We start from the raw sequence: 21,861 nt of genomic DNA, 5'->3' as shown, positions 1-21,861 counted from the left end.
CTTCATCACATCGACGACTTCGGCTCACTGTCGTTGACGTCGACGCGGAACAGGCCGTCGCGGATTTCCTGCTCACGCTCCTTGACCTTGGCCAACACAGCCTCGGGGATCTTCTTCTCGAAGGTCCCCAGCGGCGACAGGCTCGACCCGCCGAACTTCATGGTGCTGAACTGGCCGTAGTCCTCGGCGCTGAACTTGTTCTCGCGAACCGCCGCGATGGCGCGGAAGATGGTCGGCTCCATATGCCACAGGGCGCTCGCGACCACCGTCTCGGGGTATTGCGCCTGGGTGTCGATCACGTTGCCGATCGCCAGCTTGCCGCGCTCCTTGGCGGCGTCCGACACGCCGAAGCGCTCGGCATACATGATGTCGGCACCACGGTCGATCATCGCGAAGGCCGCTTCCTTGGCCTTGGGCGGATCGAACCACGAGCCGATGAAGCTGACCATGAACTTGATCTGCGGGTTGGTCTCGCGGGCGCCCTGCATGAAGGCGTTCATCAGCCGGTTCACTTCCGGAATCGGATATCCGCCGACCATGCCGATGATGCCCGACTTCGACATGCCGCCGGCGATCAACCCGGTCAGGTAGGCCGGCTCCTGGATGAAGTTGTCGAACACCGACAGGTTCGACCCCGCCGGCCCGAAGCTCGACCCCATCAGAAAAGCCGTCTTGGGGTAATCCTTGGCGACCGCGCGCACCGGCCGCTCAACCGCGAAAGACTCGCCAACGATAAGCTGCTGGCCGGCCTCGGCATACTGGCGCATCACCCGCTCGTAGTCGGTGGCCGCCACCGATTCGGCCCAGACATACTCGATCTCGCCCCGAGACTCGGCTTCCTTCAACGCTTTGTGGATGCGTCCGACCCACTGCTGCTCGATCGGAACGGTATAGACGCTGGCGACCTTGATCTTGGTCTTGTCCTGGGCGAAGCCAGCAGTGGCTCCACCCGTCAGCGCCAAGGCACCCGCCACGATCCCGGTCGCCGCCAGCAAAACCCGCCGCCCGATCCTGCGTCCTGAAAACCCGCTCATCCCGTCAGCCCCTCTATCCGGTATTTTCTTTGTCATCTCAGCCCGGTAGCAACCCTCATGCCACGGACCAGGACGTGACGCCACGGCCCCTCTCCGTCCGAGAGGAGCATAGCTTTGCGGCGTCTGTCCAGATCCTGCCTAATACCTGGGCATGGGCGGCATTTATCGAGAAATGCGGGCCGGCCGCAATGTCGCAACCGGATGAGTCCCCGATCCTAACCTATTTTTCACTACGGCTGCCTGATGCTCAACCGGAGCGTGGATACATGGAAATCGGGTTGCGGCGATGGGTTGGCGTTGGCTTCGGGACCGGACGGACTGGGTATCGGCAGGCATTGCGCTGGTGCTTCTGCTGACCGCTCAAGCTACGATACCGTTGCCGGCCTCGGCAGCTCCGGTCAAGCCAACCATGTGGGTGGAGCCCGCTACTCCGGAGCGGACGCCGCTCGGCACCGCCCAAGCCTCCGGCGCCGTGATCTGGGCGCATGGCCTTTCGATGCATGACGAGGACTCGCGTTCTCCCACCCCGCCTTATGTCAAGGCGCTGGGCGAACAGGGCTGGGACACCTTCCGGCTGAACCGCCTGCGCGAGGCGGAGAGCCTGTCGGGCACGGCGTCCCGGCTAGCCAGAGCCGCGCGCGACCTGCGCGCCCAGGGCTACCAGCGGATCGGCGTCGCCGGCCAGAGCTTCGGCGCCTTCGCGGCGCTGGCCGCCGTTGCGGAAGATGGCGTAGCGGACGCCGTGATCGCCACGGCGCCCGCCGCCTATGGCAGCTTCTCCGAGTCGTTCGAAACATGGCGGGCCAATGCTACCGAGCTTTACCGCCTGCTCGGGCAAATCGGCGACACTCCGGTCATGCTGGTCTTCTTCCACGGCGACTCCTACGATCCCGGCGGCCGGGCCGATGCCTCCCGCGCCATCCTGGCTGCCGCCGAACGGCGGTCACGCGACCTCATCATCGACCAGCCCGCCGACCTGATCGGCCATTCGGCAGCGGCGAGCGGCCTCTTTGCCCGCCGTTTCGCCTCCTGCATCGGCCGGTTCATTGCCGGTTCCATCCGCACGGATGCTGACGAGGAGACTTGCGAATCTCCCTGGGGACGGCGTCCCGCTGCCGACCGAAAACCGGTCCGCGTCGGCGCCACCCTGGCGGCGGCAAGCCCTGCCGCCAGCTTCGACCTGAAAGGCTCCTGGTACGGCTTCTACCGGAACGGCCGGGAAGTGACGCTGCGCATCGACAGCGTCACGAGAGAGGCTGAGGGTGAGCGCGTCTCCGCGACCTACCTGCTGGGCGCCGGCCTTGTCCCGGAAGAACGCGCCGAGTCCTCCCGCCGAAACGGCCGTTTCACCAAGGGCGAGCTCGTGTTCGACGAGCCGGACTTGAACCAGCTCCGCTACCGGCTGCGTCCGGACGGCGCGCTGGCCGGTTCATGGCACTCGCGCGACGGCGCAGCCGCACTCGACACCGTGCTGCGCCGCCTGCCGTAACGCGGCCCCATCCTTTCCGCTTTTCCACCCCTTGGGATGGTGTAATCGGTTATCAATGAAGTCGGATAACGAGAAACGCACACCACTCGAGGAAGCGGAACCATGAAGGCCAGAGCCGCCGTCCTGCATGAAATCGGGCTTCTCCGCCCCTATGCCGACAGCAAGCCCCTGCATATCGAGGAAGTCGAGCTGGCGCCTCCCGGCCGCGACGAGTTGCTGGTCCGGATCAAGGCCGCCGGCCTCTGCCACTCCGACCTGTCCGTCATCAACGGCGACCGGCCCCGCCCGATGCCGATGGCGATCGGCCATGAAGCGGCGGGCATCGTCGAGCAGGTCGGCGAAGGTACCCAAGGCTTCGAGCCGGGCGACCATGTCGCCCTCGTCTTCGTGCCGAGCTGCGGCCGCTGCGGCCCCTGCTCCGAAGGCAGGCCCGCCTTGTGCGAACCGGGTGCCGCGGCCAACGCGGCCGGCACCCTGCTGGGCGGCGGCATGCGGATCACCGGACCGCATGGCAAGCCGGTCCATCACCATGTCGGCGTTTCCGCCTTCGCCGAATACGCCGTGGTGTCCGCTCGCTCCGCCGTGAAGATCGACCCCGACATCCCGTTCGACGAGGCGGCGCTGTTCGGCTGTGCCGTGCTGACGGGAGTCGGCGCCGTCGTCAATACCGCCAAGGTCTTCGCCGGAGCCAGCGTCGCCGTGATCGGCTTGGGCGGCGTCGGCCTCAACGCGATGCTCGGCTGCATCATGGCGGGTGCCGACCGAGTGGTCGCCATCGACATGATCGACCGCAAGCTCGACCTTGCCCGGCAACTGGGCGCCACCGATGTCTTCAACGCCGGCGCTCCGGATGTCGAAGCCGCCATCAAGCAGGCGACCGGCGGCGGAGTCGATTATGCCTTCGAGATGGCCGGTTCGGCCCCGGCGCTGGAAATGGCCTACCGGATCACAAAACGCGGCGGGACCACCGTTTCATCCGGGCTGGCGAACCCGTCCAAGATGATGTCGATCCCGGCCGTGACCCTGGTGGCGGAGGAGCGGACGCTGAAGGGCAGCTATCTCGGCGGCGGCATCCCCAGCCGGGACATCCCGCGCTACATCCGCCTGTTCAAGAAAGGCAAGCTGCCGGTCGATGCCCTGATGAGCGACCACATCAAGCTGGACGAGATCAACGAGGCGTTCGACAAGCTGGCGGACGGAACCGCCGTGCGCCAGCTCATCATGTTCTAGCTGATCCGGATATCGATCGGTCGTGTTTTCCTCTTTCGATTTACTGCAATTTCAACCGATAACAGGCGGCGCGTGGTCCTGTTTGCGGGGGCACCTTCCCGTAATACAGAGGACAGACCCGTGTACTATCACGACAAGCGCTTACAGTATCCGGTCCGTGTCGAAACTCCCGACCCATTGTTCGCGCGGCAGCTACAACAAGCCATCGGCGGCATCGAAGGAGAAATCCGCGTCTGTCTTCAGTACTTCTTCCAGGCATGGGGTGCACGCGGTCCGACGACCAAGTATCGTGACATGCTTCTTCATACCGCGACTAAGAAATCGGCCATATCGAGATGCTGGCGACTGCCGTCGCCCTGAACCTGGAGGAAGCGCCGCTGTCGCTCCAGGAAACCGCGGCGGCAGCCAACCCTGTCGTCAATGCAGTGATGGGCGGCGAGCGTCCGCGCCACATGGTGGAGGGCATGCTTCATAAGCACCTGCTCTCCACCGGTCTGGCGGCATTCCCCGGCAACTCCGACGGCGTTCCGTTCGACTGCTCGCACGTCTACGCCAGCGGCAACCTTGCCGGCGACATGTTCGCTAACGTCACCGCCGAGGCAACCGGCAGGACGCTGGCGGTCCGGCTCTACAACGCCGCGCACGATCCCGGCATGAAGGACATGCTGAGCTTCCTGATCGCCCGCGACACCATGCACCAGCAGCAGTGGCTGGCCGTGATCGAGGAACTGGGCGGCACCGCGGCACTGCCGATCCCCAACAGCTTCGACCAGAGCCTGGAGAAGCAGGAATTCAGCTACGCCTTCTTCGGCACCGACAAGGACGGCAATCCTCCCCCCGCCGGCCGTTACAGCGCCGGTCCGTCGATGGACGGCAAGGGACAGTTCACGGCGGTGCAGGCAACTCCGATGGGAGACGAGCCGGTACTCGGCCCGGCGCGGGACGGTTCCGGCGCGCAGAAGGAGCAGATGTAAACTCGGAACGTCACGGCCCGGCGCCTCCCCGGGTCGTGACACCTCCACCGCCATGGCCTAAACTCCTGCCACACCTCATTCGACGAGGTAGTTTTAAGGAATATGGGGAGATGGCGGTGGGAATGGTGCCCGTCTCTATGCCGGCACTGAAGCCCGGCGCCGTTATCCATGGCCCGAAGGCCATGACCGATACGCTGCTGGGCGATTTCGCGCGTGAAATCCAGAGCAGAGGCTTCAAGGTCGCCGGCCTGATCCAGCGCAACGGCGATGCGGGCGATGACTGCGCTTGCGTCATGGACCTGATCGATCTCGGAAGCGGCGAGGCGATCCGCATCTCGCAGGATCTCGGCGCCGGATCGAATTCCTGCCGGGTCGATCCGGGCGGAATCGCCGAGGCTGGTTCCCGCTTGCGCGCCTCGCTGTCCGGCAAGCCCGACCTCGTCGTCGTCAACAAGTTCGGCGGGTTGGAAAAAGGCGGCGGCGGCCTGTCGGACGAGCTTCTTTTGGCCATGTCGGAAGGCCTGCCGGTGCTCACGTCGGTTGCCGGACGGCTGATCGACGAGTGGATGGAGTTCAGCGGCGGCCACTGCGACCTGTTGCGCCCGGACGATGCGGCGCTCTGGCAGTGGTGGGGAAGCCAGCGGCTCTACCAGGACCTCCTGCTCGGCGTCAAAGATGGTTCCGTCGCCCGGATCACGCGCAGCGCCCATTGGCTGCTGATCGAAGGGCCGGAAGCATGCGGGCTGGCGCGGATACCGCGCGGCGCCGACCAGGCCGGTCGCTTGCTTGATGACATGGCGGCACAGGGGCTTCGGCACCTGGCCGGCCTCGTCAACTCCATCGACCTGTTCGAAGCGGCCGTCGGCCTTGCCGCCCTGAACGCCCATTATAATCGTCCCGGCCTGGAAGTAGCCGGCGGCAACGGTCTGGACGCCTTCGCGGAGGAGGAAGGCCGCGTCGTCGCGATCGGCTCCTTCCCCGATATCGCCCGCCGCCTGCCCAACGCCCTCGTGGTCGATGCCCAGCCCGACGCTCACGAGTATCCGGCCGCCGCCGCCGACTGGCTGTTGCCCGGCTGCGCCGCCGCCGTCATCACGGCCTCGACCATCGCCAACCGCTCGCTGCCGCGCTTGCTCGATCTGGCACGCGGGGCGCGCGTGGCGCTGGCCGGCCCGGGCACGCCCCTGACACCACGGCTGTTCAGCTACGGCGTGGAGATCCTGGCCGGCTTCATCGTCGACGATCCGGCGGGCATGGCGCAATGCATAGCCGAAGGTGCTACGCCCCGCGGCTTCCGCCAGTTCGGACGGCAGGTCACGTTGCGCCGGCCGGGATGAGCGACAGCCGGCGGGCGGCGCTGCCGCCCTGGTTTCGCCCACCTCCTCCGGCGGCCTTCCCCGGCCATGCCCTCATCATCGGCGCCGGCATCGCGGGGGCGGCGACGGCGGCGGCCCTGATCCGGCGCGGCTGGCGGGTCACCGTCGCGGAGCGGCACGGCCACGTCGCCGCCGGGGCATCCGGCAATCCGGCGGGCATCCATATGCCACGCATCGTGGCCGGCTGTTCTCCCGAGCGCGATTTCCATGCCGCAGCCTTCCGCCATGGCATTGCGGAACTGGCCCGTCTGGGACAGGCGGTCACGCGCCAAGCCTGCGGCGTGCTTCAGCTCTGCGCCGGCGAGCGGCAGGTCCGCCAGCGCGACGCGGCGTTGCGCTCCGGTTTCCTGCCCCCCGACATGATGCGTCCCGTCGGTCCGGCGGAAGCTTCGGAACTGGCCGGCATCCCCATCGCCGGCACCCCCATCGATTGCCAATCGCTCTGGTTTCCCCAGGGCGGCTGGATCGAGCCTGGGTCGCTGTGCCGTGCCTTGCTGGCGGGAGCCGAGGTCAGGACCGGCATCGCCGTCACCGCTCTCCGGCATGACGGCAAGCTGTGGCACGCCCATGACAGCCTGGAGCCGGCTGACGCCGTGATCCTTGCCAACGGCATCGACGCCAGGATGTTCGAACAGTCGGCTTGGCTGCCGCTTTCGCCACGGCGCGGCCAGATCAGCATGGTCCGAGCCAGTGAGCGAAGCTCCCGGCAGCGCTGCGTCGTCAGTCACGACGGCTACATCATCCGGGCGACCAGCGGCGAGCACGTGATCGGCGCCACCTTCGACCATGTCGAAGACGTCATCCCGGCAAACCGCCAGTACGCCGTTGCCGCCGACGACGCCCGCAACCTTGCCCAGCTGGAAACGCGGTTTCCCGGCTTGCTGGACCCGGACTGCGTCCTTGGCGGTCGAGCCTCGCTTCGCGCCATGACCACCGACCATCTGCCGCTGACCGGCCCGGTGCCCCTCGTCGGGCGGTTCGTCGAAGACTTCGCCGGTCTCAGGCACGGACGGTTGGAGCGGACATTCGGCGAGGCGGTCTGCCATCCCGGCCTCTGGGTGATCGCGGGACTCGGGGCACGCGGCCTGGTAACCGCTCCGCTGGCCGGCGAATTACTCGCGGCACAGATCTCCGGTGGTCCCTGGCCAGTCGGCGCCGAGACTGCCGCGGCACTTCATCCCGCCCGTTTTCTGGTGCGCGACTTGAAGCGCTCGAAGATTTGATTAGTTCAAAAGGTACTGAAATAATCCGTTCGGACAGTCTCGCTCAAAAGAACTGTGCATACAAGGACACAGTGTGACTACAAGGCGAACGCGTCCACGAATTGCCACAGGCTAATTATCGTTCCCGGTGGCTACGGTCCGTTTCGTAGGTTTTTGGGGAAACGGGGCCGATAATGAATTCGTGGATGAAGCAGCGAAAAGCCTGCTTGATTAGTCTTGCGCTAGCTTTTGCTCTTGCAGCATGCGACAGCGAGCCGGAACAGAAAAGTGACACGGCGGCACCACCGGATTCGATCACCGAAAGTCAGAAGGCACCAGAACAGCCGCCACAAGAGCAGGCCGCGGTGAATCCGCCGGCCGACACGACGACCGCGCCCATCACGGAACCGGAAATCGTCGAGGGCACCTCCGGGGAGGAGCCAGCCGCCGGCGGCGAGTCGATCCCGCCTGACGAGTCGCAGGCGCCGGAGCAAGCGGTCGCACAGGACACCGAGCGGAATACCGCTCAGGATACTGTCGAGGACACCGCCGCTCCGCCACCTCCCTCGCAATCCACTCCGGAGCCGCCGGCCGCCGAAGTGCCCCGCCCCGCCACCGTCGCCCCGCCTCCGGCCAAGCCCCAGACGGCTCACGTGCCCAAGGCAGCGACACCTCCGCGCAAACCCGAGAAGCCCGCAGTCGCAAAGACTGAAAAGCCGGCGCGGCCTCCGGCAAGGAAACCTGACGCGATCCCGGCCAACATCCCGGCAGGCCACATCGGCGGCTCGATCCAGCAGGCCGTGGCCATCGCACCGGCGGAGCGGCTGCCATCGGACCCATCCGTCGTGCCCGCCCAGGCGCGGATGACCGGCGTCAACCCGGATCTGAGCCAGATGCAGTTCAAGATCCAGGAGATCCACTTCAATCCGGGAAGCGCCAACCTGACGCCCGGCGGCGAGCGGAAGACGCTGACCGCCAGCCGGTTCATCTCCGATCTTCAGGTCCGCGCGGTCAAGGTGGTCGGATACGCCGACACGGTCGGGCCTACCGCCTTCAATCAGGAACTGGCGCTGGCGCGAGCCGGCTCGGTCGCCAGCCTGCTGGAACGCGCAGGGGTTCCCGCCGACCTCATCGAGACTGTCGGAATGGGCGAGGCCAAGATGCCGATGCCGACGGACGACGGTATTTCAGAACCGCTGAACCGGTGTGTCGGCATCCTGGTTTCCGTCAACGAGATGCGCTGAACCGGGAAGCGGGCGCGCGAGGCGTCAGACCGGAAGGCCGACGCCGGAGAGCGTCATGCTTCCGGCGGCGGACGACGGCGCAACGGACCGGTACGCTGACCGCGACGCCGGGGTTTCCGATCCATGTTGTTGGGGCCTCCCCCATTGGGACCGCCACCGTTCGGACCGCCACCATTCGGACCACCCGGCCCCGGTCCCTGGCCGCCGTCCATGACCATGCCGTCCTCGCCCACCAGCTCCTCGACGGGCTCGGGCGGCCGGCGGTCGGCCATGGCGGTACGGTACCAGTGTTCGGCGTATTGCAGATGCCCCTGCGCGGTAATTTCGTCGCCTGCGGCCTTGGCATCCTGGGCAAGGTCCAGATAGCGGGCATGCTTGGTCATGGCGTCCCCGCGGACTCGTTCGGGAGTGCCGCCGTCCAGACCGGGGGCGCGGGATTGGCTACGATAGGGGGAGCGATTATGTCTTGGCGGCGGCACTTTTTCGTCCTTTGTTGGGTCCGGCCCGCCATGGTAGCGCATTGTTCCGGGATGCGCGCCATTTCAGCCGGTTCGATCCTTTCGAATAGACCGGTTCATAGCTCCGGTCATTCAAAATCGTCCATACCCGGCAAGGTTTAGCAAGAAGTGCGGCAACTGGGTCGCGCATCCGAGCGCGCGACCCGTTGAGGAAAGACGCTATTAAGCGTCGACGCCGCCCATGCAGAGATACTTGATCTCCATGTATTCCTCGATTCCGTACTTTGAGCCTTCCCGTCCGATGCCGCTTTCCTTCATGCCGCCGAAAGGTGCCACTTCGGTCGAAATAATGCCTTCGTTGATGCCGACGATGCCATATTCCAGCGCCTCGGCAACCCGCCAGACCCGGCCGACATCGCGGCTGTAGAAGTAAGCCGCCAGACCGAACTCGGTGTCGTTCGCCATCCTGATCGCCTGCTCTTCCGTGTCGAAGCGGAACAGCGGGGCTACCGGGCCGAAGGTCTCGTCTCGGGTCACCTTCATCTCGGTCGTGACATCGGCGAGGATCGTCGGCTGGAAGAACGTACCGCCGAGCGAATGACGCTCGCCGCCAACGACAACACGGGCGCCTTTGGACAAGGCATCGCGGATATGGTCCTCGACCTTCTCCACGGCCGCCATGTCGATCAGCGGCCCCTGCTGGGCGCCTTCGGTCATGCCGTCCGCCACTTTCAGCGTCTTGACCGCTTCGGCGAGCTTGGCGACGAAGGCGTCGTAGATGCCGTTCTGGACCAGCAGGCGGTTGGCGCAGACGCAGGTCTGCCCGGTGTTGCGGTACTTGGAGGCGATGGCGCCCTTGACCGCCTCGTCCAGGTCGGCGTCGTCGAACACGATGAACGGCGCGTTGCCGCCCAATTCGAGCGAAACCTTCTTCACCGTGCCGGCGCTCTGCGACATCAACTGCTTGCCGATCTCGGTCGAGCCGGTGAAGGTCAGCTTACGGACCAGCGGGTTGGTCGTCATCTCGCCGCCGATCGCCTTGGCCGACCCGGTCAGCACGCTCAGCACGCCGGCCGGCACACCGGCCCGCTCCGCCAGCACTGCCATCGCGAAGGCGGAATAAGGCGTCGAGGTCGCAGGCTTGATCACGATCGGACAGCCCGCCGCCAGGGCGGGACCGGCTTTGCGGGTGATCATCGCCGCCGGGAAGTTCCACGGCGTGATCGCGCCGCAGACGCCGATCGGCTCCTTGGTCACGACAAGCCGGCGGCCGGGAAGGTGCGCGGGGATGGTGTCGCCATAGACGCGCTTTGCCTCCTCCCCGAACCACTCGATGAACGAGGCGGCATAAGCGATCTCTCCGCGCGACTCGGCGATCGGCTTGCCCTGCTCCGCCGTCATGATGCGGGCGAGGTCTTCCTGGTTCGCCATCATCAGGTCGAACCACGTGCGCAGGATCTTCGCCCGCTCCTTCGCGGTCTTGGCGCGCCATGCCGGATAGGCCCGGTTGGCGGCCTTGATCGCACGGCGGGTCTCCGCCTCCCCGGCAGCCGGCACGGTGCCGAGCTTGCTGCCATCGGCCGGATTGGTGACGTCGATGGTTTTGCCGCTGTCGGCATCGATCCACTGACCGTCGACATAGCACCGCCCGCGCAACAGGTCCGCGTCCTTCAGCCCAAGCCGTGCGGCGGTTTCAGTCATGACGCTCATAGAAGTGGTCTCCTTGGCTTTTCTTCGTTCCGGACGGCGCATGGTCCGCAGCCGTGTCCTGTTAAATAACCACCGCCGCCAGGATTTCACCGGCCCGAGGTCCGATGATTAAAGCACCGAACAAGGATTCTGTCTCCGGTCAGGCTCGATTGAGCATCAAGGTCATGGCGGAGGCGAGCGCCGGTACGTGGTGGGTTGCGGTTTGCCGGATCGTCGCGACATTCAGGTCCTGGAAGTCATGGGCCAGCACATCCCTCATGCCTGCCATTCCTCGCCAATCGATACCACGATGATCTTCCCGGAAGGCCCGCGACAGACTTTTTGTAGCTTCGCCGATGATGATCAACTGGTAAGCCACCGCCGACAGACACCAGTGGTCCTTGTGAAAGTCGGCGGCGGGCACTGGTCCCACGAAGCTGGTTATCCGGCGGCAGGCGTCGCTAATATGCCCGACCGCATTCCGGTCAGACAGCAACATAGAGCGGATGCGCCACGGACCGGAAGAGCTGCGCCCGAGGCTGATTGCCGAATTCGACCAGCCCGGTCCAACTGTAGAAATGTGCTTTGCGGCCAAAGATCTCCGACAGCTCGTCCTGCATATGGACGCGGTCGAACAGCGACCATTCGGCATCCGGCTTGATCGTCACCAGCACGTCGAGCTCCGCGTCCGGATCGGTCCGCTCCCCTTCCGGCAGGTCGAGCAGCGCCAACTCCGACACGTTCCACCGGTCGCAGAAGGCTGACAGCTCCGCTTCGATGTTCCTGTATCGGTCGAGTGCGAGATAGCCCATGACGCGTCTCCGTTGCATGTCCGAACTATAAGATATCCAGTCCGGACATGCCAAGGTGGGCAGCAGTCCGGTTTACTTCTTACCCTTCGCCGCCTTCTCCGCCGCCCTGCGGGTGCGGAAGCTGGATGCCCAGCCTTCGTAGATCGACTGCCGTCCCCGAGCCACCGCCAGCGATGCTGCGGGAACGTCACGGGTGACCACGCTTCCGGCGCCGATGATGGCGCCGTCGCCGATCGTTACAGGCGCCACCAGCGAGGAGTTGGAGCCGATGAAGGCTCCGGCGCCGATTTCCGTATGGCTCTTGAAGAAGCCGTCGTAGTTGCAGGTGATCGTGCCGGCTCCGATATTGGCCTTCGAACCGACCGTGGCGTCGCCGATATAGGTCAGGTGGTTGACCTTGGCGCCTTCATGAACGCGGGCGTTCTTGATCTCGACGAAGTTGCCGATATGGGCATCGGGGCCGATCTCCGCCCCCGGACGCAGCCGCGCGAAGGGACCGATGATGGCGCCCGGCGATACGATGACCTCTTCCAGGTGGCAGAACGGCTTGATCTCGACCCGGTCCGCGACATCGACCCCCAGCCCGAACACGACGTTCTGCCCGACCAGCACGTCGCGGCCCAGCCGCGTATCGTGGCTGAAATAGACCGTCTCCGGATCGGCCAGTGTCGCTCCGGCGGCCATCGCGGCCGCCCTCAGCCTACGTTGCATGATAAGCTCGACCTCCGCCAACTCCGCACGGGAGTTGACGCCGACGACCTCGTCAGCCGGCGCTTCGACCACGCGGCAGGCATGGCCGGCGGCGCGCGCCACGGCGACCGCATCGGTCAGGTAGTACTCGCCCTTCGCGTTGTCGCTGCCGATGCTGTCCAGCAGCCCGAACAGCCGCGCACCGTCGAAAGCCATCAGACCCGCATTGCAGAGGGTGACCGCGCGCTGCTCCTCCGTCGCGTCCAGGTATTCCACGATGGCGTCCAGCCCGCCCTCGGCCCCCAGGATAAGCCGGCCATAGGCGCCGGCCACGGCAGGCCGCATCCCGAGCACGACCACGGCCGGATCGGAAGCCTCCCGACGGGCCTGGACCATGGCGCCCAGCGTCTTCGCCGTCACGAGCGGCGTATCGCCATAAGCCACCAGCACGTCGCCGTCGAAGCCCTCGAGCAGCGCACGGGCCGCCATCACGGCATCGCCCGTACCGCGCTGGTTCTCCTGAACGACGGTAGCATGAGGTGCGACCTCCGCCGCGACGGACTCCATGCCGGGGCCGATCACCGCGATGATCTTCTCGGGCGCCAGCAGGGATGCAGCCGCCACGACATGGGCGACCATGGAGCGGCCCGCCACCTTGTGCAGCACCTTCGGCAGATCCGACTTCATGCGGGTGCCCTTGCCCGCCGCCAGAATAATGCAGGCGAGCGGACGGCGGGTTTCGGTATGATGTGTCAGTGTCATGGTGCGGTTTTCGTCTGATCTGCGTTCAGGTGAGGATTGCCCCCTTGTGCCACACCTTGGGCACTTGCCAAAGCCCTTGATCCGGACTTGTACAAAACTGCCTAATTATCGTCCAAACGGACACTCCAAGCCACCCCTCACGCGGAACAACCGGATGCCTCAGCTTCAAGCCGTAATCTTCGACCTGGACGGAACCCTGATCGACAGCGCCCCGGACATAACGGGAGCGGTCAACAAGCTGCTGACCCGGTACAGCCGTCCCACCATCGGCGTGGAGCAGGTCAGGGGCATGGTCGGCGACGGCGCGCCGATCCTTCTCCGCCGAGCCTTCGCCGCGACGGGTGCCGAGATCGACCCGCTGGCGTCGGACGAGATCTACCAGACTTTCCTCGACTACTACGAACAGCAGCCCTCCTCCCTGGACTCGATCTTTCCCGGCGTGCCCGAGACGCTCGATCTCCTGCTGGCGCGCGGCCTCAAGCTCGGCCTCTGCACCAACAAGCCGGAACGGGTCACGACCGAAGTGCTGGCCCAACTCGACCTTGCCCGCTACTTCGAATCCGTTGCGGGCGGCGATACCCTGCCGGTGCGGAAGCCGGACGGCGGCCATGTCTCCTGGGTGATGGAGCGCCTGGGCGCTTCCAAGGACGGGGCCGTAATGGTCGGCGACAACCACAACGACATCGCGGCGGCACGCGGCGCGGGTATCCCGGTAATCGCCGTCAGCTACGGCTACCCGCACTTCCCCACCGCCGAGATGGGCGCCGACGCGATCATCGACCACTTCACCGAACTGCCTGCCATGCTGGACACTCTCGCCAACCGCTGAAGGCCCGAATTATTGAAATTCGCTGATGTCAGCGCCGTAACTTATTGCCCGCAGGCCCATTGATCGCGCGAAAGAGGGATGCCAAGTCGTCGCACTGGTTAATGCGATATGCGGCTCCAAACTTCGTCGTACCGGAACCAAGGGCGTCAAAGCCCTGTTCCGGGGCACACAGATCAAGGACTGGAGCGGACAATGGACATCGATCCGTTGATGTTGTCTCGTATTCAATTTGCTTTCACGATATCTTTTCATATTCTTTTTCCTGCCTTCACTATTGGCCTCGCCAATTGGATCATGGTGCTTGAAGCGCTGTGGTTGCGGACCGGCCGGGACGTCTATCGGATGCTGTCGGAATTCTGGACGAAGATCTTCGCGATCTCGTTTGGGATGGGCGTCGTGTCCGGCATCGTCATGTCGTACCAGTTCGGCACCAACTGGAGCCGCTGGTCCGACATCACCGGCAACGTGCTGGGGCCGCTGATCCAGTACGAAGTCGTGACCGCCTTCTTCCTGGAAGCGGCATTCCTCGGCATCCTGCTGTTCGGACGCAACCGGGTGCCGCGCGGCATGCACTTCTTCGCGGCCCTGATGGTGGCGCTAGGCACGATCATCTCGTCGTTCTGGATCCTGTCGTCCAACAGTTGGCTGCACACCCCCGCCGGGTTCGAGATCCGCGATGGCCGCTTCTTCGTGACGAGCTGGTGGGAAGTGGTCTTCAACCCCTCGTTCCCCTACCGCCTCGCCCACATGGTCACCGCCGCCTTCCTGACGACGTCCTTCGTGATCGCCGGCATCAGCGGCTGGTACATCCTTCGGGGCCAGTTCGCCGAGTACACCCGCATCAGCTACCGGATGGCGCTCGGCATGATCGCCGTGCTGGCGCCGCTTCAGATCCTGCTGGGCGACCTGCACGGCCTGAAGACGATGGAGATGCAGCCGGCCAAGATCGCCGCGATGGAAGGCCATTGGGAAGGCGGCGAAGGCGCTCCGCTGATCCTGTTCGCATGGCCGGACATGGAAGCCGAGGAGAACCACTTCGAGATCGGAATCCCTTACCTCTCCAGCCTGATCCTGACCCACGAGTTGAACGGCAAGGTTCCGGGGCTGAAGCAGTTCGCGCCTCAGGACCGGCCCTATGTGCCGATCGTTTTCTGGACCTTCCGCATCATGGTCGGCATCGGCTTCTTGATGCTGTTCGTAGGCTTGGGCTTCCTGTTCCTGACATGGCGGCGGCAGTTGTTCGAAGCGCGTTGGTTCCAGTGGATCACCGTCGCCACGACGCCTATCGGGTTCATTGCAATTATCGCCGGCTGGTTCACGACCGAGATCGGACGACAGCCTTGGATGGTCCAGGGCTTGGTACGGACAGCCGATGGTGTCACGCCGTCGCTGACGACCGCCGGCGCGCTCACCTCGCTCGGCGCCTTTCTGGTGACCTACGCGCTGATCTTCACTGCCGGGACTTACTACATCCTGCGCCTGCTCCAGATCGGCCCCAGGCCATCCTACGAGGATCTCGAACCCCATGCGGTAGCCGACGTGGGCCGCCCGAAGCGGCCGATGTCCCTGCCCGATGAACGTATCGAACCGGCGGAGTAAACCGAGATGGAATGGTGGCAGGACCTCACCCTGATCTGGACCGGCATCGTCGCCTTCGCGATCATCATGTATGTGCTGATGGACGGCTTCGACCTGGGCCTCGGCATCCTCTTCCCGTTCGCCGGCAAGGACAGCGACCGCGACGTCATGATGAACACGGTCGCCCCGGTCTGGGACTTCAATGAAACTTGGCTGATCCTGGGCGGAGCCGGACTGTTCGCGGCGTTCCCCCTCGCCTACGCGGTCATTCTGCCGGCGCTGTACCTGCCGCTGCTGGTCATGCTGATCGCCCTGATCTTCCGGGGCGTCGCCTTCGAGTTCCGCTTCAAGGCGAACGCCAGCCGCTTCCTGTGGGACCGCAGTTTCCACTTCGGTTCGCTGCTCGCGACCATGGTCCAAGGCATGGCGCTGGGAGCTTTCATCCAGGGCTTCCATGTCGAGGATCGCGCCTATGTCGGCGGCATGTTCGACTGGTTCTCGATCTTCTCCGTGGTGACGGGGCTGGCGCTGGTTTCCGGCTATGCGCTGCTCGGTTGCACCTGGCTGATCTGGCGGACGGAGGGCTCGCTCCAGGAATGGGCCTTCAACCTGTCGAAGCCGCTGTTCCTGGTCGTCGTCGGGTTCGTCGCCGTGGTCAGCATCTGGACCCCGCTGCTCAACGATACGATCGCGCAGCGCTGGTTCTCCTGGCCGAACATCCTGTACCTGTCGCCCGTGCCGATCATGACGGCCGGTCTGGCGCTGCTGTTCTGGCGGGCGATCAACAACCGGCGGGAGGTCCAGCCCTTCGTGATCACGATGGGCCTGTTCCTGCTGTCCTTCCTGGGTCTGGCGGTTAGCCTGTGGCCCAATGTGATTCCGCCTGACATCAGCATCTGGGACGCGGCCTCACCGCCGGAGACGCAGGAATTCCTGCTGGTCGGCATGGTCTTCCTGATCCCGACGATCCTGTTCTACACGGTCTATTCCTACTACGTGTTCCGCGGCAAGGTGACCGAGGGCGTTGGGTATCACTGAGCTACCGCACCCGAAGATACGATCGGCTCGGCCGAGGTCAGATGCATGATGACCTCGCCGAACCGGCTCTCGCCTTCCAGCCGGACCGGCACCGGCGGCATCCCCTCGACGACCGGAGCCAGCATCAGAGCCACCGGCTTCCTCTTCTCGTCGTTGGAGACGGCACCGCCGTCCTTCTTCCAGTTGCCCGCCAGCACCTTCGACGTGACCTGACACTGGACGGCGGCGCCGCTGAAGACGGAATACTTGCTGGGCGGCAGGTTCCTGCTGCCCATCTCCTTGAACGTCAGGTCGTAGCGCCGCCGTCCGTCGAACACTGGCACCGTCTCCGAACATCCGCGCCCAACGGCGACGGCGCCAGCCACCGACAGCACGGCGGACAGCGGATCGGTGGTTCCCGGCACCATCTCCGGCGGCACCGGCTCCCGCTCAGCTGGGTCGTCAGGCGGGCGAACCTCCGCAAGGACGCTGCCGCTGCCGTCGTAGTACAGGTCGACCGCGCGGTCCTTGCCGCGCCACGTGCCCGTCTGCTTATGGGTGCGGGGTTCCGCCTCTCCGGCATTCATCCTGCCGTCGGACCGCGCCAAGGTCTGCCAAGGGAAAAACGTCCCTAGGATACCCTGGGTCTGGGCATTGACCTCCACCATGTAGCCCTCGCGCCCGACATCCAGCACGATCGAGGCGTCCAGTACGTGGAACCCTCCCGCATAGATCGCGTAGCCAAGCCTGACCGGCTCGGCGGCTCCAGCCTGCGATGCGGTCAGCAGTGCCGCACCGCCCAGCAGAGCCGCCTTCCCGATGGACCGCCATGTTGTGAACATCCGCACAGAAGACTCCCGCAAAACCGTGGACGCTGGATTATCCATGTAGCTCCCGCGAATTGCCATCCAACCCGGCGCCGAATTTCGTGATCGGCGTTTCCGACGCTTGACATCATATCGGACGCCCAATAAATAGGGCCTCCGCCGCGACGGCCCCTGGGCCGGACGGTCAGAGGAATGGGCGCATAGCTCAGCGGGAGAGCACACCCTTCACACGGGTGGGGTCGTAGGTTCAATCCCTACTGCGCCCACCATTCCTCTCGACAGACGACACTCCCCAAGATTTCAGATCGAGTCCCGTTTTTTTGTTCATCCCCGGACTTGATCCCATAAGCGCTGTTCCAGAACATAGCAGCGCGTCACTCTGGCATTTTCCTCCGCTCTATCGTCATGCCAAGACTTGATCTTGGCATCTCCCGGCGAAAACTGCCGTGAGGATTTCAACCTGAAGCCCGGATTTCAACCGCTCAGTTCCTGAAAGGTGATACCAAGATCAAGTCTTGGTATGACGGGAAGGGAGAGAGAACGGCCAAAATATGGCTTACGCGAACTGATTTTGGCAAAACCCTTATGAACATTTAATTACCTTCGATTTTACCTCACCAAAATACTTTTCGAATTTCTCGGCAACCGATATTACAAAATCCTGACCGCCACCTGTCTCGTGAACGGACAAGCCGCAAAGTATTCGTAGCGCGTGCCGTGTTCCGCGACGAATTCCTGGAAGGCCTTGTACTCGTGCTCATGCCAAGTCTGGTTGCCGATATATTCGTCGAATACCAGAATGGAGCCGGGACGCAGGCGATCCGCCAGTCCTGTCAGCACCGTTCGGGCGGACGAGTAGATATCGCAGTCGATATTGACGAACCGCACAGGTCCGGGATGCCCGGCAAGGAATGGTGCTAGCGTATCCTCGAACCAGCCGGCATGAAGCGTCACGTTGGCGGGCACCGGCGGCAGTTCCAGTTCGGTCGTGAAACTGCCCTGCGGCTGGCTTCCCCAACCCTCCGGCAAGCCTTCAAATGAGTCGAAGCCGTGAACGGGTTGCCCGGCGGCTTCGGCGATGTGGGTGGTGGACGTTCCCCGCCGAACGCCGAATTCCAGCACCAAACCCGCCTGTCCAGCCGCCGCGACCGCATGCCGGAGCAGATGCCCGCTGCACCCGAAGAGGCGGAAATCCGCCGACAGGTGCGGCAGCAAGGCCCGAACGCCATCGATCAGCGCACTATGATGAGGACGTGCCGCCAGCGGTCCGGCGGCGATCGCCGCCGCCTCTTCCTCGTCCCCTACGAAAATCGCGTACGCCGCCAGGAACGCCCAGTACTTGCCGTTAGCTCCATGGCATTCCGCCGCGCGACGGAGGCGCCGAAGCGCCTCGTCCAGCGATACGACCTGAAGTGCGGCGGCATGACTCTGGAACCAGCCGGCCGCCAGACCGCCGTCCAGGTCAAGCAGCTTGTCCCACACTACCAGTGCTCCGGCGGCCTCGCCCAAGGCATGGAGGCACATCGCCTCTTCATAGAGAAGCTGCCCCGTCCGCACCTCTGCCGCTTCGGCAGCCTTCACCAACTGGATCGCATCGGCATACCGGGCATCGCGGCGGTAGGCGCCGGCCAGCGCCTCGCAGGCTTCGGCATGGTCGGGACGAGTTGCCGTCACCCGCTCCAGCATCCGTATAGCGGTATGGGGCCGTCCTGAAGCCGTGCAGGCTCGCGCCAGATGGATCAGGGTTTCCAGGTCGTCGGGGTCCATCTCTGCCGCGACGCCCAGATGATGGAGCGCCGGCTCGTAATCCTTCATTCCCAGATAAGCCCGGCCCAGCAGCGCGTGTCCATTCCGGGTCAAGACCTCCTGCCCCATCAGCAAACGCCGCGCCGCCCGGTACCGTTTGGCCGCGATCATCCCGCCGGCCATATCCTCGCAGTCGGATGCCACCGCCGGCTCCATGCTTCGCTCCACCCTTTTCGGACATAAGAACCGCTCCATAGCACGCCCAATCGCCGGAATGAATGTCGGCCGGAACGCCCCCGCCGATCGCCTGTTGGAGAGAAGACATCCACCTTTGAACGGAGGTAACCGATGTCCAATCACCCGCCCCCCGTCCCGCCCGCAGGCCGCTCCGACAAAGGGCCCGGCGCCGCCCCCGAAGGCAACGCCACGGCGGACACGCCGTCCGTGGACAGCACCCCATCCAACCTCAAGGAGCAGGACCGGCAGGGCAATATCAAGCAGAACACGACCCACAAGGGCTTTCAGCAGGACCGGTAATCATGTCCAGAAACACGGCAGACACCAACCGCCATAAAGGCGGCCCCGGCAGCAGCCAGCAGAACGCCGACAAGCCGGAAACCCACCACACCAAGGAACACAAGCCGGCACCGGGCGAGCCGACCAATCCGGACCGCAGCCGCGTTTCGGGCGGCGGTGGCGAAGGGGACCGGCACCATACCCATGACCCGGCCACCAAGAGCTGACACGGCTGGATAAGGCTGACAGATTCCGCTTGAGCGTCGGGCTGCGAATCCCCAGTTGAGCGGCATCATGACCAACACCGATGACCGCAGGCTGGACCGCAGCCTCGACCGCCTCCAAGGACGCCTCCCCAGCTGGATAGCGAGGCCCGTGGGCGGCCTCCGCAAGCCCGACGCGCGCTGGATCAGGATACCGTCCGGTGTCCTCCTGATCGTTGGCGGCTTCCTAGGTTTCCTGCCGATCCTCGGCTTCTGGATGGTTCCCCTGGGCGTGCTGCTCCTGGCTTTGGACGTCCCCTTCCTGCGCCGGCCAACGGCGGGACTGATGATCCGGGGCGAGCGCCGCTGGACCGAATGGCGGCGGAAACGCCGCCGGGACCCTCCCGCGTGACGATGCAGAGCTATGTAATCACTGAAAATTCAACAATCCGGCAGTGCCCTTGACAGGGCTTGACCGGGTGGTCAATCCTCTCCCGAACAATCGCCGCCGCCCTGGTCGGGACGAATAGTCCCGACCCCGCGCAGGACGGGCGATTCCATCAGAAAAGTACGGACAGGAAAGAGGCTGCTCGATGAACAAGTTCACCCGGAGTCTGATCGGAGCCGCCTTCGTAGCACTGGCGGCGACACCGGCTTTCGCCGAGACGCCGAAGGACAGCCTCGTCATGGCGTGGCAGTTCGACGACATCATCAGCCTTGATCCAGCCGAGATCTTCGAAGTGTCGGGCGCCGAGTACGGCGCCCAGGTCTATGACCGCCTGATCGGTATCGACCTCAAGGATACCAGCAAGATCGTTCCGGCAGTTGCGGAAAGCTGGACCGTTTCCGAGGACGGTAAGACTTATACCTTCAAGATCCGCGACGGCGTCAAGTTCCACTCCGGCAACCCGTTGACCGCGGAGGACGCCGCGTTCTCACTCCAGCGTGCCGTCAAGCTGAACAAGTCGCCGGCGTTCATCCTGACGCAGTTCGGCTTCACCAAGGATAACGTCGATCAGAAGATCAAGGCGGCCGATGCTCGAACGCTGGTGATGGAGACGGACCAAGCCTATGCGCCGACCTTCGTGCTGAACTGCCTGACTGCCGATGTTGCCTCCGTGGTCGATGCCAAGCTGCTGAAGCAGAACGAGAAGGACGGCGACTTCGGCTATAGTTGGCTGAAGACCAACTCCGCCGGATCGGGCGCCTTCAAGCTCCGCCAGTGGAAGGCCAACGAATCCCTGACGCTAGATGCCAATCCGGCCTACTGGCAGGGCGCCCCGGAGATGAAGCGTGTCATCCTGCGCCACATCGCCGAGCCGGCGACCCAGCGCCTGCTGCTGGAGAAGGGCGACGTCGATGTCGCCCGCAACCTGAAGCCGGAGCAGCTGGATGCCCTGCGGTCGTCCAAGGATGTCCGCATCGTCGAGGCGCCCAAGGGGACGCTCTGGTACATCAGCCTGAACCAGAAGAACCCGATCCTCGCCAAGCCCGAGGTCCGTCAGGCTTTCCGCTACCTGGTCGATTACGACGCGATGGGCCGGACGATCATGAACGGCATCGCGACGATCCACCAGTCGTTCCTGCCCAAGGGTTTCTTGGGCTCGCTCGACGACAAGCCGTTCAAGTACGATCCCGCCAAGGCGCGCGAACTGCTGACGGCCGCCGGTTACCCCGACGGCTTTACGGTCACCATGGACGTCCGCAACGTGACGCCCTGGACCGATCTGGCGCAGACGATCCAGGCCAGCGCCGCCGCGGCCGGCGTCAAGATCGAGCTGCTGCCGATGGACGGCAAGCAGGCGCTGACCAAGTACCGGTCGCGCAACCAGGACATCTATATCGGCCAGTGGGGCGCCGACTATCAGGACCCGCACACCAATGCGGAGACCTTCGCCTCCAATCCCGACAATGCCGACAACGGCCCGTCCAAGACGCTGGCATGGCGCAATTCCTGGGACATCCCGGAACTGACGCAGAAGACCAAGGCCGCCGTGGTCGAGCGCGATGCAGATAAGCGGGTGGAGATCTACCACGAGCTTCAGAAGGTCGTGATGACCGATAGCCCCTTTGTCGTGATGTTCCAGCAGGTCGAAGTTCCGGTCGAGCGCGCAAGCGTCAAGGGCCTGATCTGGGGACCGAGCTTCGACAACAACCTGTACCGGCTGGCATCGAAGAAGTAACC

The 21,861-nt window shown here is 64.6% G+C and carries 20 protein-coding genes, 1 tRNA gene and 1 pseudogene; 14 read left to right on the top strand and 8 right to left on the bottom strand.

Annotated elements, in window-relative coordinates:
- Nucleotides 1-5: 5 nt before the first annotated feature.
- Nucleotides 6-1,034, bottom strand: coding sequence for a BMP family protein (locus N826_RS03720; RefSeq protein ID WP_044426047.1), 1,029 nt, complete (start codon nt 1,032-1,034; stop codon nt 6-8).
- Nucleotides 1,035-1,320: 286 nt separating this feature from the next.
- Between N826_RS03720 and N826_RS03715 the strand changes: the two genes are divergently transcribed.
- From N826_RS03715 to N826_RS39650, 6 genes and pseudogenes are all read left to right on the top strand, one after another.
- A complete protein-coding gene (locus N826_RS03715) occupies nt 1,321-2,523 on the top strand; it encodes an alpha/beta fold hydrolase (RefSeq protein WP_052830812.1) in 1,203 nt (400 codons plus the stop codon).
- A 102-nt stretch (nt 2,524-2,625) separates the two neighbouring features.
- The gene (locus N826_RS03710) at nt 2,626-3,753 is read left to right on the top strand and encodes a zinc-dependent alcohol dehydrogenase family protein (RefSeq protein ID WP_044426046.1); all 1,128 of its coding nucleotides are present in this window, start codon (nt 2,626-2,628) and stop codon (nt 3,751-3,753) included.
- Between the two features lie 72 nt (nt 3,754-3,825).
- Nucleotides 3,826-4,727: pseudogene (locus N826_RS03705) on the top strand (manganese catalase family protein).
- A gap of 110 nt (nt 4,728-4,837) precedes the next feature.
- Nucleotides 4,838-6,064 (top strand): DUF2478 domain-containing protein, encoded by a 1,227-nt coding sequence (locus N826_RS03700; RefSeq protein WP_044426045.1) that lies wholly within the window; start codon nt 4,838-4,840, stop codon nt 6,062-6,064.
- A complete protein-coding gene (gene mnmC1 / locus N826_RS03695) occupies nt 6,061-7,326 on the top strand; it encodes an FAD-dependent 5-carboxymethylaminomethyl-2-thiouridine(34) oxidoreductase MnmC1 (protein WP_052830811.1) in 1,266 nt (421 codons plus the stop codon). Before N826_RS03700 ends, mnmC1 begins: the two co-directional genes overlap by 4 nt.
- A 344-nt stretch (nt 7,327-7,670) precedes the next feature.
- The gene (locus N826_RS39650) at nt 7,671-8,549 is read left to right on the top strand and encodes an OmpA family protein (protein ID WP_052830810.1); all 879 of its coding nucleotides are present in this window, start codon (nt 7,671-7,673) and stop codon (nt 8,547-8,549) included.
- 53 nt (nt 8,550-8,602) lie between these two features.
- Here the strand turns inward: N826_RS39650 and N826_RS03685 are convergent, their stop codons facing one another.
- The 5 genes from N826_RS03685 to glmU form a co-directional block, all read right to left on the bottom strand.
- Nucleotides 8,603-9,070, bottom strand: coding sequence for a DUF4167 domain-containing protein (locus tag N826_RS03685; RefSeq protein ID WP_084720461.1), 468 nt, complete (start codon nt 9,068-9,070; stop codon nt 8,603-8,605).
- 159 nt (nt 9,071-9,229) lie between these two features.
- Entirely contained in the window at nt 9,230-10,717 is a 1,488-nt protein-coding gene (gene gabD, locus N826_RS03680; RefSeq protein WP_373866620.1) for an NADP-dependent succinate-semialdehyde dehydrogenase, read from the bottom strand.
- A 139-nt stretch (nt 10,718-10,856) separates the two neighbouring features.
- On the bottom strand, nt 10,857-11,195 hold the full coding sequence (locus N826_RS03675; protein WP_052830809.1) for a HepT-like ribonuclease domain-containing protein: 339 nt from the start codon (nt 11,193-11,195) through the stop codon (nt 10,857-10,859).
- On the bottom strand, nt 11,182-11,508 hold the full coding sequence (locus N826_RS42805) for a hypothetical protein (protein WP_052830808.1): 327 nt from the start codon (nt 11,506-11,508) through the stop codon (nt 11,182-11,184). The genes N826_RS03675 and N826_RS42805 overlap by 14 nt, the downstream gene beginning before the upstream one ends.
- Before the next feature lie 72 nt (nt 11,509-11,580).
- Complete coding sequence (gene glmU / locus N826_RS03665; RefSeq protein ID WP_044426043.1) at nt 11,581-12,960, bottom strand: bifunctional UDP-N-acetylglucosamine diphosphorylase/glucosamine-1-phosphate N-acetyltransferase GlmU; 1,380 nt, start codon at nt 12,958-12,960, stop codon at nt 11,581-11,583.
- A 154-nt stretch (nt 12,961-13,114) separates the two neighbouring features.
- Between glmU and gph the strand changes: the two genes are divergently transcribed.
- The 3 genes from gph to cydB all read left to right on the top strand — a co-directional run bounded on the left by gph (nt 13,115) and on the right by cydB (nt 16,405).
- On the top strand, nt 13,115-13,789 hold the full coding sequence (gene gph, locus N826_RS03660; protein ID WP_044426042.1) for a phosphoglycolate phosphatase: 675 nt from the start codon (nt 13,115-13,117) through the stop codon (nt 13,787-13,789).
- A 192-nt stretch (nt 13,790-13,981) separates the two neighbouring features.
- Nucleotides 13,982-15,388 (top strand): cytochrome ubiquinol oxidase subunit I, encoded by a 1,407-nt coding sequence (locus tag N826_RS03655; RefSeq protein ID WP_044426041.1) that lies wholly within the window; start codon nt 13,982-13,984, stop codon nt 15,386-15,388.
- A gap of 6 nt (nt 15,389-15,394) precedes the next feature.
- Nucleotides 15,395-16,405 (top strand): cytochrome d ubiquinol oxidase subunit II, encoded by a 1,011-nt coding sequence (gene cydB / locus N826_RS03650; protein ID WP_044426040.1) that lies wholly within the window; start codon nt 15,395-15,397, stop codon nt 16,403-16,405.
- Here the strand turns inward: cydB and N826_RS03645 are convergent.
- A complete protein-coding gene (locus N826_RS03645; RefSeq protein ID WP_044426039.1) occupies nt 16,399-17,226 on the bottom strand; it encodes a DUF3108 domain-containing protein in 828 nt (275 codons plus the stop codon). The genes cydB and N826_RS03645 overlap by 7 nt on opposite strands.
- 179 nt (nt 17,227-17,405) lie before the next feature.
- On the opposite strand from N826_RS03645, the gene N826_RS03640 reads away from it, so the two are divergent.
- A tRNA-Val gene (locus N826_RS03640) sits at nt 17,406-17,480 on the top strand.
- A 382-nt stretch (nt 17,481-17,862) separates the two neighbouring features.
- Here N826_RS03640 and N826_RS03635 read toward each other — a convergent pair.
- Nucleotides 17,863-19,173 (bottom strand): class I SAM-dependent methyltransferase, encoded by a 1,311-nt coding sequence (locus N826_RS03635; protein ID WP_084720458.1) that lies wholly within the window; start codon nt 19,171-19,173, stop codon nt 17,863-17,865.
- A gap of 132 nt (nt 19,174-19,305) precedes the next feature.
- Between N826_RS03635 and N826_RS03630 the strand changes: the two genes are divergently transcribed.
- The 4 genes from N826_RS03630 to N826_RS03615 all read left to right on the top strand — a co-directional run bounded on the left by N826_RS03630 (nt 19,306) and on the right by N826_RS03615 (nt 21,859).
- Nucleotides 19,306-19,494, top strand: coding sequence for a hypothetical protein (locus N826_RS03630; RefSeq protein ID WP_044426038.1), 189 nt, complete (start codon nt 19,306-19,308; stop codon nt 19,492-19,494).
- A gap of 2 nt (nt 19,495-19,496) precedes the next feature.
- A complete protein-coding gene (locus N826_RS03625) occupies nt 19,497-19,700 on the top strand; it encodes a hypothetical protein (RefSeq protein WP_044426036.1) in 204 nt (67 codons plus the stop codon).
- Nucleotides 19,701-19,767: 67 nt separating this feature from the next.
- On the top strand, nt 19,768-20,088 hold the full coding sequence (locus N826_RS03620; protein ID WP_044426035.1) for a hypothetical protein: 321 nt from the start codon (nt 19,768-19,770) through the stop codon (nt 20,086-20,088).
- 181 nt (nt 20,089-20,269) lie between these two features.
- Entirely contained in the window at nt 20,270-21,859 is a 1,590-nt protein-coding gene (locus N826_RS03615) for an ABC transporter substrate-binding protein (protein WP_044426034.1), read from the top strand.
- The last annotated feature ends 2 nt before the right edge of the window (nt 21,860-21,861 follow it).

Source organism: Skermanella aerolata KACC 11604, from assembly GCF_000936425.1.
GTDB lineage: Bacteria > Pseudomonadota > Alphaproteobacteria > Azospirillales > Azospirillaceae > Skermanella > Skermanella aerolata.
Note: the sequence above shows the minus strand (reverse complement) of the source record. Positions and strands in the feature narration are given on the sequence as shown.